The organism is Paraconexibacter antarcticus (assembly GCF_024220175.1).
GTDB lineage: Bacteria > Actinomycetota > Thermoleophilia > Solirubrobacterales > Solirubrobacteraceae > Paraconexibacter > Paraconexibacter antarcticus.
The window spans coordinates 1251473-1267563 of record NZ_CP098502.1 but is presented as its reverse complement, the minus strand read 5'-3'; the positions used below and the strand labels follow the sequence as shown (position 1 = coordinate 1267563).

20 protein-coding genes and 1 riboswitch are annotated in these 16091 nt (G+C 71.5%); of the genes, 4 read left to right on the top strand and 16 right to left on the bottom strand.

The genetic code is table 11. The features are described from left to right. Window positions 1-3 precede the first annotated feature (3 nt). The 9 genes from atpG to NBH00_RS06355 all read right to left on the bottom strand — a co-directional run bounded on the left by atpG (window position 4) and on the right by NBH00_RS06355 (window position 7155). Window positions 4-909 carry an ATP synthase F1 subunit gamma gene (gene atpG / locus NBH00_RS06395; RefSeq protein ID WP_254572520.1) on the bottom strand — a complete coding sequence of 302 codons (906 nt, stop codon included), beginning with the start codon at window positions 907-909 and terminating at the stop codon, window positions 4-6. Further along, entirely contained in the window at window positions 909-2459 is a 1551-nt protein-coding gene (gene atpA / locus NBH00_RS06390) for a F0F1 ATP synthase subunit alpha (RefSeq protein WP_254572519.1), read from the bottom strand. Before atpA ends, atpG begins: the two co-directional genes overlap by 1 nt. A gap of 17 nt (window positions 2460-2476) precedes the next feature. After that, complete coding sequence (gene atpH / locus NBH00_RS06385; protein ID WP_254572518.1) at window positions 2477-3007, bottom strand: ATP synthase F1 subunit delta; 531 nt, start codon at window positions 3005-3007, stop codon at window positions 2477-2479. A 2-nt stretch (window positions 3008-3009) separates the two neighbouring features. After that, window positions 3010-3582 carry a F0F1 ATP synthase subunit B gene (gene atpF / locus NBH00_RS06380; protein ID WP_254572517.1) on the bottom strand — a complete coding sequence of 191 codons (573 nt, stop codon included), beginning with the start codon at window positions 3580-3582 and terminating at the stop codon, window positions 3010-3012. Between the two features lie 6 nt (window positions 3583-3588). Continuing rightward, on the bottom strand, window positions 3589-3867 hold the full coding sequence (atpE, locus tag NBH00_RS06375) for an ATP synthase F0 subunit C (RefSeq protein ID WP_254572516.1): 279 nt from the start codon (window positions 3865-3867) through the stop codon (window positions 3589-3591). Between the two features lie 30 nt (window positions 3868-3897). Next, window positions 3898-4785, bottom strand: coding sequence for a F0F1 ATP synthase subunit A (atpB, locus tag NBH00_RS06370; RefSeq protein WP_254572515.1), 888 nt, complete (start codon window positions 4783-4785; stop codon window positions 3898-3900). After that, on the bottom strand, window positions 4782-5231 hold the full coding sequence (locus NBH00_RS06365) for a hypothetical protein (protein WP_254572514.1): 450 nt from the start codon (window positions 5229-5231) through the stop codon (window positions 4782-4784). The genes atpB and NBH00_RS06365 overlap by 4 nt, the downstream gene beginning before the upstream one ends. A gap of 494 nt (window positions 5232-5725) precedes the next feature. Further along, entirely contained in the window at window positions 5726-6724 is a 999-nt protein-coding gene (locus tag NBH00_RS06360; RefSeq protein WP_254572513.1) for a hypothetical protein, read from the bottom strand. A 38-nt stretch (window positions 6725-6762) separates the two neighbouring features. Continuing rightward, window positions 6763-7155, bottom strand: a complete 393-nt coding sequence (locus NBH00_RS06355) for a cupin domain-containing protein (protein WP_254572512.1) — start codon at window positions 7153-7155, stop codon at window positions 6763-6765. Window positions 7156-7258: 103 nt separating this feature from the next. Here NBH00_RS06355 and NBH00_RS06350 point away from each other — a divergent pair, with 103 nt between their 5' ends. After that, complete coding sequence (locus NBH00_RS06350; RefSeq protein ID WP_254572511.1) at window positions 7259-7741, top strand: PaaI family thioesterase; 483 nt, start codon at window positions 7259-7261, stop codon at window positions 7739-7741. Between the two features lie 40 nt (window positions 7742-7781). Next, on the top strand, window positions 7782-8399 hold the full coding sequence (locus NBH00_RS06345; protein WP_254572510.1) for a TetR/AcrR family transcriptional regulator: 618 nt from the start codon (window positions 7782-7784) through the stop codon (window positions 8397-8399). 68 nt (window positions 8400-8467) lie between these two features. Here NBH00_RS06345 and NBH00_RS06340 read toward each other — a convergent pair whose 3' ends face one another. The 7 genes from NBH00_RS06340 to prfA form a co-directional block, all read right to left on the bottom strand. Then, on the bottom strand, window positions 8468-9061 hold the full coding sequence (locus NBH00_RS06340; protein WP_254572509.1) for a glutathione S-transferase family protein: 594 nt from the start codon (window positions 9059-9061) through the stop codon (window positions 8468-8470). Between the two features lie 29 nt (window positions 9062-9090). Beyond that, window positions 9091-10260 carry a glycosyltransferase family 4 protein gene (locus NBH00_RS06335; protein ID WP_254572508.1) on the bottom strand — a complete coding sequence of 390 codons (1170 nt, stop codon included), beginning with the start codon at window positions 10258-10260 and terminating at the stop codon, window positions 9091-9093. A 47-nt stretch (window positions 10261-10307) separates the two neighbouring features. Beyond that, the gene (gene glyA / locus NBH00_RS06330; RefSeq protein ID WP_302182703.1) at window positions 10308-11597 is read right to left on the bottom strand and encodes a serine hydroxymethyltransferase; all 1290 of its coding nucleotides are present in this window, start codon (window positions 11595-11597) and stop codon (window positions 10308-10310) included. A 31-nt stretch (window positions 11598-11628) separates the two neighbouring features. Further along, window positions 11629-11711, bottom strand: a riboswitch (ZMP/ZTP riboswitch). A gap of 6 nt (window positions 11712-11717) precedes the next feature. Beyond that, on the bottom strand, window positions 11718-12152 hold the full coding sequence (gene rpiB / locus NBH00_RS06325) for a ribose 5-phosphate isomerase B (RefSeq protein ID WP_254572507.1): 435 nt from the start codon (window positions 12150-12152) through the stop codon (window positions 11718-11720). A 60-nt stretch (window positions 12153-12212) separates the two neighbouring features. Beyond that, window positions 12213-12836 (bottom strand): L-threonylcarbamoyladenylate synthase, encoded by a 624-nt coding sequence (locus NBH00_RS06320; RefSeq protein WP_254572506.1) that lies wholly within the window; start codon window positions 12834-12836, stop codon window positions 12213-12215. 11 nt (window positions 12837-12847) lie between these two features. Continuing rightward, window positions 12848-13675 carry a peptide chain release factor N(5)-glutamine methyltransferase gene (gene prmC / locus NBH00_RS06315; RefSeq protein WP_254572505.1) on the bottom strand — a complete coding sequence of 276 codons (828 nt, stop codon included), beginning with the start codon at window positions 13673-13675 and terminating at the stop codon, window positions 12848-12850. Continuing rightward, window positions 13675-14730, bottom strand: coding sequence for a peptide chain release factor 1 (prfA, locus tag NBH00_RS06310; RefSeq protein WP_254572504.1), 1056 nt, complete (start codon window positions 14728-14730; stop codon window positions 13675-13677). Before prfA ends, prmC begins: the two co-directional genes overlap by 1 nt. Before the next feature lie 111 nt (window positions 14731-14841). Between prfA and NBH00_RS06305 the strand changes: the two genes are divergently transcribed. Beyond that, window positions 14842-15510, top strand: coding sequence for an MBL fold metallo-hydrolase (locus NBH00_RS06305; protein ID WP_254572503.1), 669 nt, complete (start codon window positions 14842-14844; stop codon window positions 15508-15510). A gap of 3 nt (window positions 15511-15513) precedes the next feature. Next, window positions 15514-16089: a TetR-like C-terminal domain-containing protein gene (locus tag NBH00_RS06300; protein WP_254572502.1), complete on the top strand. Its 576-nt coding sequence runs from the start codon at window positions 15514-15516 to the stop codon at window positions 16087-16089. Window positions 16090-16091: the final 2 nt, after the last annotated feature.

Sequence of the window (16091 nt, the reverse complement as noted above, 5' to 3'; positions counted from 1 at the left end):
CGGTTACACCAGCGCCTCGGCGCCGGCGACGACTTCCATGATCTCCTGCGTGATCTCGGCCTGACGCACGCGGTTCATCTCCAGCGTGAGGTCGGTGATGACCTCGCCGGCGTTCTCCGACGCGTTGCGCATGGCCGTCATGCGCGCACCGTGCTCCGATGCGGTGGACTCCAGCAGCGCACGGAAGACCGAGATCTCCACGTAGTCCGGCACGAGGCGCTTGAGGATGTCCGCGGGGTCCGGCTCGTACTCGACGAGCGCGTGGTGCCCGGTGGGCTCGTCCGCGCCGTCGTTCTCCTCGTCGTTGCCCTCGAGGATCGTCGCCTGCTGCAGCGGGAGGAGCGTCTCGCGACGGACCTCCTGCACGAGCGGCGACACGTAGCCGTTGTAGAAGATCTCCACGCGGTCGACCTTCTCGTCGACGTACGCGGCCACGAGGGCCTCGGCGATCTCCCGGGCGTTCGCGTAGGCGGGACGGTCGGTGAACCCGGTGTAGGCCCCGGCCGTCTCCTTGCCGCGGAAGGCGAGCGAGGAGACGCCGCGGCGCCCGGTCGCGTAGTACACGACCTTCTTCCCGTTCTCCTCGTACTCCGTCCCGGCCCTGATGCCCGCCCGCAGGATCTGCGAGTTGAAGGCACCCGCGAGGCCGCGGTCGGCGGTGACGAGGAGGATCGCGACGGTCCCCTCGTTCTCGTGCTCCTTGAGGATCGGGAGCGCGCCGAGCTCCCCGCCGGCCGCCTCGGCGGCCTGGCGGGTCATGCGGCGGATGGCGCCCGCGTACGGACGGAGCGACGAGATCCGCTGCTCGGCCCGCCGCAGGCGCGCCGCCGCGACCATCTCCATGGCGCGGGTGATCTTCTGGATGTTCTTGACCGACGCGATGCGGACTTTGACGTCGCTCTGGCTCATCAGGCTGCTGCGCCCTCCAGCGGCTGGCCGTCCTCGTCGAGGTCGTAGCCGAAGTCGTCCGCGAACCCGCCGACGGCCGTCTTCAGCGCCTCCTGCGTGTCGTCCTTCCAGTTGCCGCCCTTGATCGTGTCGAGCAGGGCCGCGTCGGAGGAGCGCAGGCGGAGGATGAGGTCCTCGAGGAACTGGGGCACGCGCTCGGTGTCGATCCGGTCGAGGAAGCCGTTCGTGGCCGCGTACACGGCGACGACCTGGTCCTCGACGGGCAGCGGCGCCCGCTCGTTCTGGTTGAGCATCTTCACGAGGCGCTCACCGCGGGCCAGCGTCTTCTGGGTGTCCGCGTCGAGGTCGGAACCGAACTGCGCGAAGGCCTCGAGGTCACGGAACTGCGAGAGCTCGAGCTTCAGGCGGCCGGCGACCTTCTTCATCGGGCCGATCTGCGCGGAGCCGCCGACGCGGGACACCGAGATGCCCACGTTGATGGCCGGGCGCACACCCGAGTTGAAGAGCTTCGGCTCGAGGAAGATCTGCCCGTCGGTGATCGAGATGACGTTCGTCGGGATGTAGGCCGACACGTCGCCCGCCTGCGTCTCGATGATCGGCAGCGCCGTCATCGACCCGCCGCCGAGGTCGTCGCTCAGCTTCACCGCACGCTCGAGCAGGCGGCTGTGCAGGTAGAAGACGTCACCCGGGTACGCCTCGCGTCCGGGCGGACGGCGGAGCAGCAGCGACATCTGGCGGTACGCGTAGGCGTGCTTCGTGAGGTCGTCGTACACGGCCAGCGTGTGGCCGCCCTTGTAGAGGAAGTACTCGGCCATCGCGGCACCGGCGTACGGCGCCATGAACTTGATCGGCGCGGCCTCGTCGGCCGGGGCGGCGACGATGATCGTGTTGTCGAGCGCGCCGGCCTCCGCGAGCGTCTTCGCCAGGCCGACGACGGTCGCCATGCGCTGGCCGATCGCGACGTAGACCGAGATGACCCCGGAGTCCTTGTTGTTGATGATCGTGTCGACCGCGATCGTCGTCTTGCCGGTCTGGCGGTCGCCGATGATGAGCTCACGCTGGCCACGGCCGATCGGGATCATCGAGTCGACGGCCTTCAGGCCGGTCTGCAGCGGCTCGAAGACCGACTTGCGCTCGACGACGCCGGGGGCCTTGAACTCGGCCGGGCGGGTCTCGGTCGTGGCGATCTCGCCCTTGCCGTCCAGCGGGACGCCGAGCGGGGAGACGATGCGACCGAGGAGCGCCTCGCCGACCGGGATCTCGAGGAGGCGGCCGGTCCGCTTGACCGTGTCGCCCTCGACGCACTTGTCCCAGTCGCCGAACAGCACGGCGCCGACGTTGTCGGACTCGAGGTTCAGCGCGAGGCCGGTGACGCCGTGCGGCAGGTCGAGCATCTCGAACGACATGCAGTTCTCGAGGCCGTGGATGCGCGCGATGCCGTCGGAGACGGACAGGATGGTGCCGACCTCGGTCAGCTCCGCGGAGCCGGCGTCCAGGCCCTCGATACGGCTCTTCAGGATGGAGGTGATCTCGTCGGGCTTGATCTGCATGAAGGTGGTTCTCCTGGTCAGGCCTTCGCCACGGAACGGCGAAGCTGATCGAGTCGGTTTCGGATGGAGGCGTCGAGGATCTGGTTGCCGACGCGGAGGATGATCCCGCCGAGCACGTCGGGATCGACATGAGCGTTGAGCTGGACCTTGCGGCCCGTCTGCTCGCCGATCTGGTCGCCGAGGCGCCGGACGACGTCCTCGTCCAGGGCGACGGCGCTCGTGATGTCCACGGGAAGGAGCTTGTTCTCCTGGTCCCACAGACGGTCGTACTCGCGACGCAGCCGGTGGATCGCCGGCATGCGGTGGTTCTCGAGCAGGAGCTCGAGGATGTTCAGGACGGTCGGGTCGGCGCCGGAGACCGCCTTCTCCAAGCCCTCCTTCTTCTCCGTCGTGGAGAAGTAGGGGGAGAAGAAGAACGTGGACAGCTCCGGGTTGCCCGAGAGCGCCTCGGAGAACTGCCCGAGCTGCTCACGGACGACGTCGAGGGAGCCCTTCTCCTTGGCGACCTCGAACAGCGACTTCGCGTAGACGCGGGCGATCTCTTCCATGGCTAGTTGCTGCGCTCCCCGAGGGAGGAGAAGTCCAGCTCGCCGAGCGCGTCCTCGACGAGGCGCTTCTGGTCCTCGGCGGTGAGCGTCTTGCGGGTGACCTTCTCGGTCGCGGCCACGGTCAGGCTCGCCACCTCGTTGCGGATCTCGCCGATCGCGCGACGGGTCTCGCCCTCGATGTCCTTCTTCGCCTGCTCGATGAGCTCGTCGCGGCGGGCCTGGCCGACCTCGGCCGCGTGACGCTCGACCTCGTCGCCGGACTTGCGGGCCTTCGAGACGATCTCGTCGGCCTGGGCGCGGGCCTCCTTCAGGCGCTCGCGGTACTCGGCGAGCAGCGCCTCGGACTCGGCCTTCGAGCGATCGGCGGACGCGATGGCGTCGTCGATGGCCTTCTGGCGCTTGTCGAGGGCCTCGGCGATGGCCGGGAACGCGAGCTTGTAGAGGACCGCCATGGACGTCCCGAAGATGAGCAGCGTCCAGACCATCAGCCCGATGCCGGGCTTGACGAGGAAGCTGCCCCCCGCCTCCGTCTTGGTGGCTGTCTCGCCGGCGGCGAGTGTGATCAATGCGAGCATCGCGGCCTACAGGAAGAAGGCGATGAGGCCCGCGACGAGCCCGTAGAAGAAGCACGCCTCGCAGAGGGCGAAGCCGAGCCACTGGATCGACGTGATCTCGTCGCGCATCTCCGGCTGACGGGTGACCGACTCGATGACCTTGCCGAAGATCGTGCCGATGCCGATGCCGGCGCCGACGGCACCGAGGCCGCCACCCACGCCCAGGGCGATGGCACGACCGGCGCCCTGGCCGTACTTGACCGGATCGACGGTCTGAGCGAGCAGGGTGATGGTGCTGAGGTCCATGGGGTATCTCCTTGGTTCTTTGCGACTTGCTTAGTGGTGGTCGGCGGTGGCGCCGCCCAGGTAGATCGCCGTGAGCGTGGCGAAGATGAAGGCCTGCAGAGTGGCGACAAGCGCCACCTCGAACATGAAGAGCGCGACGGCAAGGGGGAACGTCACGATGCCGAGCGCTTCCACGCCGAGGAGGACGACGAGCGCCCCGCCCATGAACAGGATGATGAGGTGGCCCGCGAGGATGTTCGCGAAGAGCCTGACCGACAGCGAGATGAGCCGCATGAAGTTCGACATGAGCTCGAGGCCGAGGATGAAGGGGGTGAGGAAGCCGGGGACGCCCGCGGGGATGAAGCTCAGGATGTAGCCCTTCGGCCCCTTCCTCTTGATGCCGACCGCGTTGTAGATGATCCACACGAGCAGCGAGAGCGACAGCGGGATCGAGAGGTTCGCGGTCGCCGCGTAGAGCGCGAACGACGGGATGTGCGCGCCGAAGACGTTGATCTTCTCCTCGGAGTTCGTCGGCAGCGGGATGTACCCGAGCATGTTCGAGAACCAGATGAAGAGGAACAGCGCGCCGACGAAGGGGAACCACTTCGCCGCCTCGGTCGAGCTCATGTTCGCCTTGGTGATGTTGTCGCGCATGAGCGAGAAGGCGACCTCGACGAGCGTCTGGACCCGGTTCGGGCGCTGCTGCATCCGGCGGGCGACGTAGACCATCGTCACGCACATGAGGATCGCGGCGATGAGGACGTACATCGTCGCCTTGGTGAAGTCGAACGGGCCGATCGAGAACCAGGCGTCGAGCTTGAACTCGTTCTGCGGCTTGTAGACGTCGTTCTTCTGCCCGGAGCCGAAGATGGCGAGGAAGATCGCGATGACCCCGACGTAGATGCCGAGGCCGAGGCCGACTTTGCGTTTGGTCGTCATGACGGGGTGACGTTCCTCTCGAACGAACGCGCAAGGAGCGCAGTGGCGAAGTAGGCGGTGAAAGCGCAGAACACGAGGACGGCGGCCGCGAGGCCGTCCTTCCGCGCGCCGGCGGTGCCGACGAGCAGGATCGTGAGCCCGACGAGCCAGGCCCGCCCGACCATGGCCCCGAGGTTGTAACCGATCGCGGCCTTGACGTTCGTCTTGCCGTTCGCGACCCGGGCGACGCCGAGCTCGATCAGGCGCTGGACGATCCAGATCCCGGCCCCCGCGAGGACGCCGAGGACGGGCGCGCCGAGCAGCAGCGCGACGGGGACCGCCATCACCACGAGGACGATGTCCAGGAGGGCGACGAACGCGAACTCGCTCGGGGCCGGCGCGGGCCGCGGCGCGGGATCGGCCGCGTGGCCGGAGCCGGAGGGAACTGGGCTGGGACGGGTGTTCATGACTCGCGGCGGCAGGACCCTACCTACCGGTCCCCCAGGGGGCGGGGCAGGGTGCGGGCGCAGCTGCGGACCCGCCCGCGCGGGGCCGGCGGCCGACGACGGGTCGCCCGGTGGCGACGGCCCTCGGGCCGACCGCCCACGGCCGTGAGGCAGCAGCGGACCGCCCGCGGGCACCCGGGCACGCGGCGGCCGGACGACGCGTCGCCCGCACCGGGTGCGGGGACGGCGCCGCGGTCGTCGGCGTCAGGCTCGGGGAGGTCGTGGTCAGGCATGGCGGGGGCGTCACCCTACAGGCGTTGGGTCCTGCGACGGGCGCAGGCCGAGGACAGTGAGAGGCAAGATCCCGGCCGCCAGGGGCGGTCGGGGCGACGGCCCGGTGACCCTATCAGGAACCGGTCACTTTGTGACGACTTTGTGACACTTCGTGGCAGACGTTGCGAGGAATGGTGTTTCCCCACCACCATTGGCCCGCCGGTGTGTTTCTGAGGACGGGCTTAGCCGTGTGCGACGCGGTGTCGCGCCGCCGTGGCGGCCCGGCGCCGCTCGATCGTGCGCAGGCGGTCGCGCAGGACGCGGTAACCGGTGCGCGCGGCGCCGTCGAGACCGACGAGGCCGGAGTCCCACGAGTCCCGCGGCCCGCCCGGGTTCCAGTGGTAGATGTAGACCCGCTTGATGCGCGGCGACAGCTCGACGAGCTTGTCGAAGATCCACCGCATCGCGACGGCCGCGTGGGCCACCGTCTCGGGGAACCCGCCCTGCTTGTGGGCCGACCGGCGCTTGACGATGCCCCCGGTCTCGGTGAACCAGATCTGCCCGGTGACGAGCCGGAGCAGGCGCCGGGTTCCGCTCGTACGCAGGCGATTCGCGTCGAGGTAGTTGTGCAGCCCCCAGACGGTGGGCTTGTGCTTCACGCGCGCCAGGAACGCCTTGACCCACGGGGTCATCGTCGGGTTGTCGAGGACCTCGGAGGCGAGGATCGTGCACGACCGGCACGCGGCGCGGAGCGCGTCGTAATACCGCGCGGCGAGCGCGGGCTTGTGGCAGAGGGGCTCCCCGCAGAGGTTCGGCTCGTTCCAGACGGCGAACTCGGTGACCCACGGGTACGCCTTGTGGAGCTTGCGGAAGGAGGCGACGAACTGGGCCGGCGTCGGGGCGGTGTGCGCCCGGCTCGGCACGCGCGAGTGGCCGAAGGACAGCAGCGGGCGGGTGCTCGCGGCGCGCGCGGCCGTGAGCCACTGGTCGAGCTCGGCGCGCTCGTAGCCGATGTTCATCGCGTCCCAGGGGACGACGCGGCGCACCTTCGAGATGTGGAGGTCCTGGAAGAGCGGTGCGGTGAAGAACGTCGTCTTCTGGTCCGCGATGCCGACCGACAGCTCGCCCGACTCCTTCGCGGCCGCCGGGGACGGGGCGGCCGCGGCGAGCACGGCGGCGAGCAGCCCGAGGAGGGCGAGGAGCCGCGGGGCGCAGCGGACGACGGGGCGGCGGGACGGCATGTCCCGGGAAGGACCCCGGCCGCGCCCGGGGGTTTCGGTCATGACGCTGTCCCGCCGCCGGCGGGGACGTCCTCGGTCAGCACGGTGTCTTCGTGGCGGTACGCAGGCGCACAGCAGCAGAGGAGCTTGAGGTCGCCGGCACCGGTGTTCGTGAGCTTGTGCTCGACCCCGGGCGGGATGACGATGCAGTCGCCGGGCCGCACGTCGCGGGTCTCGTCGGCGAGGCGCAGGGAGCCCTCCCCCGCGGTGATGAAGTAGAGCTCCTCGGCGACCGGGTGGTAGTGGGCGGTCGTGGCGCCGCCGGCGGGGACCGTCGCCTCGGCGAGGCTCTGGTTGACCGACGGCAGCGCGACCCGCCCGGCGAGCTCGCGGATCGTGGAGCCGTCGGCCGTGACGAAGGGCTCCGCCGCCTCGAGGTTGCGGACGTGCATGGCCCGTCACGGTAGTCCATCGCCGGGCGGCCGCACGCCGGGCCGGACGGTGGGGGTTCGGCAACCCGTCCGGCCGTGGCCGGTCGCTAGCCTGAACGCCGACATGCCGCCTGTCCCCCGTCCTGTGGTCCCGCACCACGACCACTGCCTCGGCTGCGGGCCCGAGAACCCCGGGACGCTCGGACTGAGCTTCTCGGTGCTCGGCGAGCGCGTGCTGACCGACCTGCGTTTCACCCGTGTGCACGAGGGCGCGCCGGGCTTCACCCACGGCGGAGCGGTCGCGACCGCGCTCGACGACACGATCGGGACGCTGCTCATGGTGCTCCGGCGCCCGGCCGTCACCGCGCGCCTGGAGGTCGACTACCGCCGGCCCACGCTCATCGACGTCCCTTACACCGTCGAGGCCTGGATCGAGCGGATCGACGGGCGCAAGCTCCACCTCGCGGGGATCATCCGCGACGAGGACGGCGAGACGATCGCCGAGGCGACCGCCCTCTTCCTCGAGGTCGACATGGCGCACTTCCGCCAGAGCGGCCAGGAGCCGCCCCTGCACTGGTCCTGGTCGCCGGGCGAACTGCCCCGCTGACCCCCCGGAGCCGGTCCGGGAGCCGTATAGGGTTGGCAGCGTGTCGGACACCGGACAGCAGCCCGCCGCGACGACTCCCAAGCGCGAGGCGGTCCAGGCGGCCGTCCTCGCGGCGACCGAGGAGCTCCTCTCCGAGGGCGCGTCGTTCGCGGACCTCAACATCGAGAAGATCGCGACGCGGGCGGGCATCTCCCGGACCGCGTTCTACTTCTACTTCAAGGACAAGCGGGAGCTGCTCGTCCGGCTCACCGAGGACGTCACCGTCCAGCTCTACCAGCAGGCGGACGTCTGGTTCTCCGGCGCGGGCGACCCCCGCGAGGAGGTCCGCGCCGCCCTGCAGAGCATCGCCGACCTCTACAGCACCCACGCGCCGCTCATGCGCGTCATCGTCGAGGTGTCGACGTACGAGGAGGAGGTCGCGGTCTTCTGGCGTCGTCTGCTCGAGCGCTTCATCGTCGCGACCGCCGACCGACTGCGGGCCGAGCAGGCGGCGGGCAACGCCCCGGAGGCCGACCCGGACTCGACGGCGTTCGCCCTCGTGTGGATGTGCGAGCGCGCGCTGTACCAGCAGCTCGTCCAGGGCGGCCGCTTCGACACCACCCTGCTCGCCCGGTCGCTCGAGGCGATCTGGATGCGGGCGATCTACGCCCGCGACTGACGCGGCTCGGCGCCGGCCCCCTCTGCGCGCCGACTGTCAGCTGACGCAGACCTGTCCGGCGTGAGCTGTCAGTCGGTGCGCCCGGCCGCCTCGGCGCGGGCGTAGGCGGGGCGCGCGACGACGCGGTCGGCGTACGCGCGCAATGGGCCGTCCTCGGTGAGGAGCTTCCGCTTGAAGGCGTTGGCGAGCATCGTCCCGCAGAAGATGTCCGCGACGGTGAACGTGTCTCCGGCCACCCATTCGTGCACCGAGACCGCACGTCGCACCGCGGCCGCCCGCGGCTCGAGCTCGGCGGCGTGCTCGCTCTCGTCCTCCCCGCGGCGCCGGGCGAAGAGGAACGCGAAGACCTTCGCCTCGAGCTCGGTCATCGCGAAGAGCGTCCACTGGTAGGCGAGCGCCCGCGCGCTGGTGCCGACGGGCGGGAGGAGGCCCGACTCCGGGTGCAGGTCGGCGAGGTGCAGGCAGATGGCGGCGGACTCGAACATGAGCTGCCCGTCGTCGAGCTCCATCACCGGGACCCGGCCGAGCGGGTGGCGCGCGAGGTGCTCCTCGGACTGCTTCTGCGTGCGGTCGAGGACCGTGAGGTCGTACGGCGCGCCGATCTCCTCGAGCGCCCAGACGACGCGGGTGGAACGGCTGCCGGGGATGTGGAAGAGGTGCATGGCGCTTTCGGGTGTCGTGGCGGGGTGGGTCAGTCCAGGCGGACGGCGGGGAACTCGCCGGTGGCGAGCGCCTGCTCGACCTCGGCGTCGACGGCCGCCTCGTCGTGCCCCGAAGCGTGGCGCATCCAGACCAGGCGCTTGACCTTGAGGATCTCGAGGACGACGACGAGGTAGACGCTCGCGGCGAGCACGACGAGGCCGAGCGCGGCCATGACGAGCGACCACCCGGTGTTGAAGTGCCCGTGGTTGTCGGAGTAGGGCACGAAGCGCAGGGCGACGGCGAACGCGCCGAGCGTCATCGTCCACGCGTAGAGGTAGAGGACCGAGCGCCGCTGGCTGAAGCCGATGCGGTTGAAGCGGTGGTGCAGGTGGTTCGCGTCGGCCTGCCAGACCGGGCGGCCGTACTTCATCCGCTTGAGGACGACGAACGTCGTGTCGAGGAACGGGACCGCGAGGACGAGCAGCGGGAAGACGAGCGCGAGGACCGCCTGCGTCTTCACCGCGCCCTCCACGGCGATGCAGCCGAGCATGAGGCCGAGGAGGTTCGACCCGCAGTCGCCCATGAAGACGCTCGCGGGGTGGAAGTTGTGGACGAGGAACCCGAGCGCCGCGCCGGCCGTGAGCGCCGCGAGCACGCCCGCGTGCCGGCGCTCGAGGTCGAACGCGATGATCGCGAAGACCGTCGCGGCGATCGCGCACACCCCGGCGGCGAGCCCGTCGATGCCGTCGGAGAGGTTCACGACGTTCATGACCGCGACGAGGCCGACGACGGTGAGGACCGAGCCGAGGGAGTGGAACTGCAGCGCCCCGACGAACGGGAGGGTGATGTTCACGACCTCGACGCCGGCGTGGACGGGGATGACCGCGGCGACGATCTGCCCGGCGAGCTTCGCCGCGGGGTGCAGCTCGAAGCGGTCGTCGAGGGCGCCGACGACGGCGATGACGACCGCGCCCCAGAGGATCCCGTGGACGCGATCCTCGGTACGGGGCGTCGAGTGCAGGTAGAACGCGGCACTGACGAGGATCCCGGCGAGCATCGCCAGGCCGCCGAGCAGCGGCGTCCCGCCGGCGGCGAGGCCGCGGTCCTTCGGCCGGTCGATCGCGCCGACGACCCGGGCGACGCGGGCGGTCACCGGGGTCATCACGACCGCCACCAGGAAGGCGACGGCGAAGCCGAGAATGGCGTCCTTCGGGGTCATCGCGCGGGCATGAGCCTAGACCCCCACCCGGCGACGCCCCCGCCGGGTCAGACCGCCGCGGCCGCGGAGAGGTGCTCGTAGAGCGGGTAGCGGTCGGCGATCGCCGTCACGCGCTCGGTGAGCTCGGCCTTCGCACCGTCGAACGCCGGCGTCAGCGCCGTCGCGATGATGCGGCCGACCTCGGTGAAGTCCTCGGCCTGGAGTCCGCGGGTCGCGAGGGCGGGCGTGCCGACGCGCAGGCCGCTCGTGACCATCGGCGGGCGCGGGTCGAACGGGACCGCGTTGCGGTTGACGGTGATGCCGATCTCGTGCAGACGGTCCTCGGCCTGCTGGCCGTCGAGCTCCGAGTCGCGCAGGTCGACGAGCGCGAGGTGCACGTCGGTGCCGCCGGTGAGGACCGAGATGCCCTCCGGCGCGTTCATGAGCTCGGCCGCGACGGCCTGGGCGCCCGCGATCGTCCGCTCCTGGCGCTCCTTGAAGAGCGGGCTGGCCGCGATCTTCAGCGCGACGGCCTTCGCGGCGATGACGTGCTCGAGCGGGCCGCCCTGCTGGCCCGGGAAGACCGCGGAGTTGATCTTCTTCGCGTGCTCCTCGCGGCAGAGGATGATGCCCGAGCGCGGACCGCCGAGCGTCTTGTGGACGGTCGTCGTCACGACGTCGGCGTGCGGCACCGGCGAGGGGTGCAGGCCGGCGGCGACGAGCCCGGCGAAGTGCGCCATGTCGACCATCAGCAGCGCGCCGACCTCGTCGGCGATCGCGCGGAAGGCGGCGAAGTCGAGCTGCCGGGGGTAGGCCGACCAGCCCGCGATGATCATCTTCGGGCGGCGCTCGCGGGCGATCTGGGCGACCTTCTCCATGTCGATGCGAGAGGTCTCGCGCTCGACCTCGTACGGCGCGATGTCGTACAGACGGCCCGAGACGTTGATCTTCATGCCGTGCGTCAGGTGGCCGCCGTGGGCGAGCGAGAGGCCCATGATCGTGTCGCCGGGCGTGAGCAGCGCGTGGAAGACGGCGGTGTTCGCCTGCGCGCCGGAGTGCGGCTGGACGTTCGCGTGGTCGGCGCCGAAGATGGCCTTCGCGCGGTCGATCGCGAGCTGCTCGGCGACGTCGACGTGCTCGCAGCCACCGTAGTAGCGCTTGCCGGGGTAGCCCTCGGCGTACTTGTTCGTGAGCACGCTGCCCTGGGCGTCCAGGACGGCCTGCGGGACGAAGTTCTCGCTCGCGATCATCTCGAGCGTCCGCTGCTGGCGGTCGAGCTCGAGGCGGAGGACCTCGGCGATCTCGGGATCGACCTCGGAGATCGGGCGGTTGAAGTAGTCGGGACTCAGATCGGACACGTGCGCTCCTTCGGCGGCTTGCAGGAGAGGGTCAAGGTGCCCAGGCGCGCGGCGGACCTGCGTGTCGCTCCCCGGTGGTCTGTTCCACCCTCGGCGCCAGTCGCGACACCGAGGACGGTATCAAGCCGGGGTGTCGATCTGGCCGACGCGGCGGGCGTGGCGTCCACCCTCGAAGTCGGTGGCGAGGAAGGTCGCGACGATCGCGTCCGCCTGCTCGGGCTTCAGCCGGGCGCCGGAGAGCGTCACGACGTTCGCGTCGTTGTGCCGGCGGGACATCTCGGCCTCGGCCGGGTCGTGGGCGTTGACCGCCCGCACACCGCCGACCTTGTTCGCGACGATCGAGACGCCGACGCCCGAGCCGCAGGCGATGACGCCGACCTCGGCGCCGCCGGACGCGACGAGCTCGGCCGCCTCGCGGGCGTACGACGGGTAGTCGACGGAGTCGGCGGTGGCGGTGCCGACGTCGAGGACCTCGTGACCGGCCTCGACGAGGGTCGCCTTCACGTGCTCCTTGAGGTGGAACCCGGCGTGGTCGGAGCCGACGGCGATGCGCATGCGCGGATCGTACGCATCCGGACCGCGGCGTTGGGCCGCGACCGCGTGCCCCGGGCGGCGCTACGCCGCAAGCTGCGAGGAGATCCAGTGCTCGGGCGCCGCACCGTGCCGGACGATCGTCCACGTCCCCGTCTCCTCGTAGCCGCGGAGGTCGACGACGGTGGATGGCGTGCCCGGGAGCGGGCCGCCGTCCAGGACGAGGTCGGCCTCGCGGCGGATCGCCGCGGGGACGGCGTCGACGGTGCGCGCGTCCGGGCCGCCGGCGAGGTTCGCCGAGGACTGCAGGACCGGCCACGCGACCGCCTTGAGCGCCTGCAGGGCGGGCGGGAAGGCCGGGACACGGAGGCCCAGGGTCCCCGGGTCGGGACCGCAGGCGAGCGGAAAGCGATGCGCGGGGTTCGGGAGCAGGAGCGTGACGGCGGCCGGCAGCAGCGCGAGCACCGCCTCGCGGGTCCGCCCGCCGAGCTCGGGCAGCGCGGCGAGCGCGAGGTCGGGCTGGAAGAACATCACCGCCGCAGGCTTGTCCGGGACGCGGCCCTTGAGCGCGTAGAGCCGGCGGACGGCCTCCTTGTCGGACGGCTCGCAGGCGAGGCCGTAGACCGTGTCGGCCGGGAAGACGGCCACGCCCCCCACGCGGATGCAGCGGGCGAAGGTCTCGGCGTCGGTGGGGGTGAGCGGTGGCATCGGTGTGGCGTTCAGAGCTCCCGGAGCGTGACGATCCGCTCCACGCCGGCGAGGTCGGGGACGGTGCCGGTGACCCAGCCGCCCGGCGCGAGGGCGCAGACCGCGGCGGCCTGGCCCTGCCCGATCTCGAGCGCGATCCAGCGGGCGCCGGCGGCGGCCGCGGCGGGGATCAGGCGCCGCACCACGTCGAGGCCGTCCATCCCGGCGAACAGCGCGCCGGGTGGCTCGTGGCGGGCGATCTCGGGCTCGAGGCGCGCGCCGTCCTCGACGTACGGCGGGTTGCTCACGACGGCGTCCACCTCCGGGGTACGGGCGAGGAGGTCGGAAAGGTGGAACGTGACGTCGAGGCCGAGCCGCTGCGCGTTCGCGTAGGCGACGTGGAGGGCGTCCTCGCTGACGTCGCTCGCGTGGACGTCGAGGTCCGGGCGCTCGTCCTTCAGCGCGAGCGCGACGGCGCCGCTGCCGGTCCCGACGTCGAGGACGCGGGCGCCGCGGGGCAGCTGCTCGATCGCCGCCTCGACGAGGTGCTCGGTCTCCGGGCGCGGGATGAGGACGCGGCCGTCGACGTGGAGATCGAGGCGGCGGAAGCCCTTCGTCCCGGTGATGTACGCCACCGGCTCCCGGAGCACGCTGCGCCGCCGGACGGCCTCGCGGAAGGTGTGGACGGCAGCGCCGGTGACGGGCGCGTCGGGCTCGAGGAAGAGCTGCGTGCGGTCGACGCCGAGCGCGTGGGCGAGCAGGACCTCGGCGTCCAGGCGCGGCGTGCCGACCTTGGCGGCCCGCAGCGCGACGAGGGCGCTGTCGAGCGCGTCGCGGACGGGGACGCCGGTCGGCGCCATCAGGCGGTCCCGGCGGCCGCCTGCGTCTCCAGCGCGCGACGGCGCTCGTCGGCGGTGAGCGCGGCGGTGAACTCCTCGAGGTCGCCCTCGAGCACCTGGTCGAGGTTGTGGGTCGTGAGGTTCACGCGGTGGTCGGTGACGCGGCTCTGGCCGTAGTTGTACGTGCGGATCTTCTCGGCGCGGTCCCCGGTGCCGACCTGCGCCTTGCGGTCGGCGGAGATCGCCGCGTTCTGCTCGGCGAGCGCCGCCTCGTAGATCCGGGCGCGCAGCACGCGCATCGCCTTCTCGCGGTTCTGCAACTGGCTCTTCTCGTCCTGCATCGCGACGACGATGCCGGTCGGCCGGTGCGTGATGCGGACCGCGGAGTCGGTCGTGTTGACCGACTGGCCGCCCGGGCCACCGGAGCGGTAGACGTCGATCTGCAGGTCGTTGTTGTCGATGTGGACCTCGACGTCCTCCACCTCGGGCAGGACCGCGACGGTCGCCGTGGACGTGTGCGTACGTCCCTGGGACTCGGTCGCCGGCACGCGCTGCACGCGATGGGTCCCGGCCTCGAACTTGAAGACCGAGTAGGCGCCGTCGCCCTTGACCGCGAAGGTGTACTTGCCGTCGGACGCGTCCATCGCCTCGGTCGAGAACTTCAGCTTCTCGCCGTACTTCGTGAGCATCCGGAAGAGGTCACCGGCCCAGAGCGCCGCCTCGTCCCCGCCGGCGCCGCCCTGGATCTCGACGATGACGTTCTTGTCGTCGTTCGGGTCGCGCTCGACCATCGCGAGGCGGATGGCCTCCTCGAGCTCGGTGATGCGCGCGCGGGCGGTCGTGAGCATCTCGCGGACCTCGGGGTCCTCGCCCTCGGCGAGCAGCTCCTCGGCCCCGGCGACGTCGTCGACCGCGCGGCGCCACTCGTCGGCGAGCGCGGCGGCCGGCTCCAGGCGGCGGTACTCGCGCCCGACGTCGGCGTTGCGGACGCGATCCGACACCACCGCCGGGTCCACGATGAGGTGCTGCAGCTCGTTGAAACGGGCTTCGATCTGTTCGACGAGTCGCTCGATCATGCGGCAGCTGAGTCTAGGGGTGCGCGGCGGTCAGCCCTTGACAGGTGAAACTACTGTTCGTAGTTTAACAACTACGCACGGTTGTGCATTCACCTTCGACCGGAGACCGCCATGCCCGTCATCCCCGTCACCCGCCTGCACCTCGTCAACGCCTACCTCGTGCAGGAGGACGACGGGCTGACGCTCGTCGACACCGCCGTGAAGGGCAGCGAGAAGGGGATTCTCGCGGCCGCCGAGGCGGCCGGCGGGACGATCACCCGGATCGTGCTGACCCACGGGCACGGCGACCACGTCGGGAGCGTCGACGCGCTGCGGGCCGCCCTGCCGGACGCCGAGCTGCTCGTCGGCGCCCGCGACGCGAAGCTCCTGCGCAAGGACAGGAGCGCGGACCCCGGCGAGCCGGCCGACGCGAAGGTCCGCGGCGGCCTCCCAGGCACGAGGGCCCAGCCGACCGGGCTCCTCCGTGACGGCGACCGCGTCGGCTCGCTGCGGGTCGTCGACTCGCCCGGCCACACCCCCGGGCACATCGCGCTCCTCGACGAACGCGACGGCACGCTCTACTGCGGGGACGCCTTCCACACGATCGGCGGCGTCCACACGACGGCGAAGCCCGGGTGGCGCTTCCCGCTGCCCGGCTTCGCGACGTGGCACAAGGCGACCGCGCTGGAGAGCGCGAAGACCCTGCGGGCGCTCGATCCCCGGCGGCTCGCGGCCGGCCACGGAAGGGTCCTCGAGGCGCCGGGCGCGGCGATGGACGCGGCGATCGCGCGCGGCGCCTGACCGGTGGCACGCCAGGGCCTGGACCCGGACGCCGTCGTCGCGGCCGCCGCGCGGATCGCCGACCGCGACGGGCTCGGCGCCGTGACGATCGCCGCTGTCGCGGCCGACCTCGGCGTGCGCCCACCGTCCCTGTACAACCACGTCGAGAGCCGCCAGGCGCTGCTTGTCGCGATCGGCCTGCGCGGGACCGCCGCGCTGACCGCGGCGCTGTCGCGGGCGGCCGCCGGGCTCGCGGGGGACGACGCGCTGCTCGCGGTCGCCCACGCCCAGCGCGCCTTCGCGCGCGAGCACCCCGGGGAGTACGACGCGATGCACCGCGCGCTCGGCGCTCGGGACGAGCGGGTCCTCGCCGCGGGCGAGGCCGCCGTCGACGTCATCCGCGCCGTCCTGCGCGGCTACGGCCTCGAGGGCGAGGAGGCGATCCACGCCGCGCGCGCCGCCCGCTCGACCGTCCACGGCTTCGTGGCCCTCGAGCTCGCCTCCGGCTACGCGATCGGTACCGACCTCGAGGCGTCCTTCGAGTGGACGATCCGGACGCTCGGGGCGGGGCTGCGGGTGCGGGGTGGGGTCGGGGCCTGACC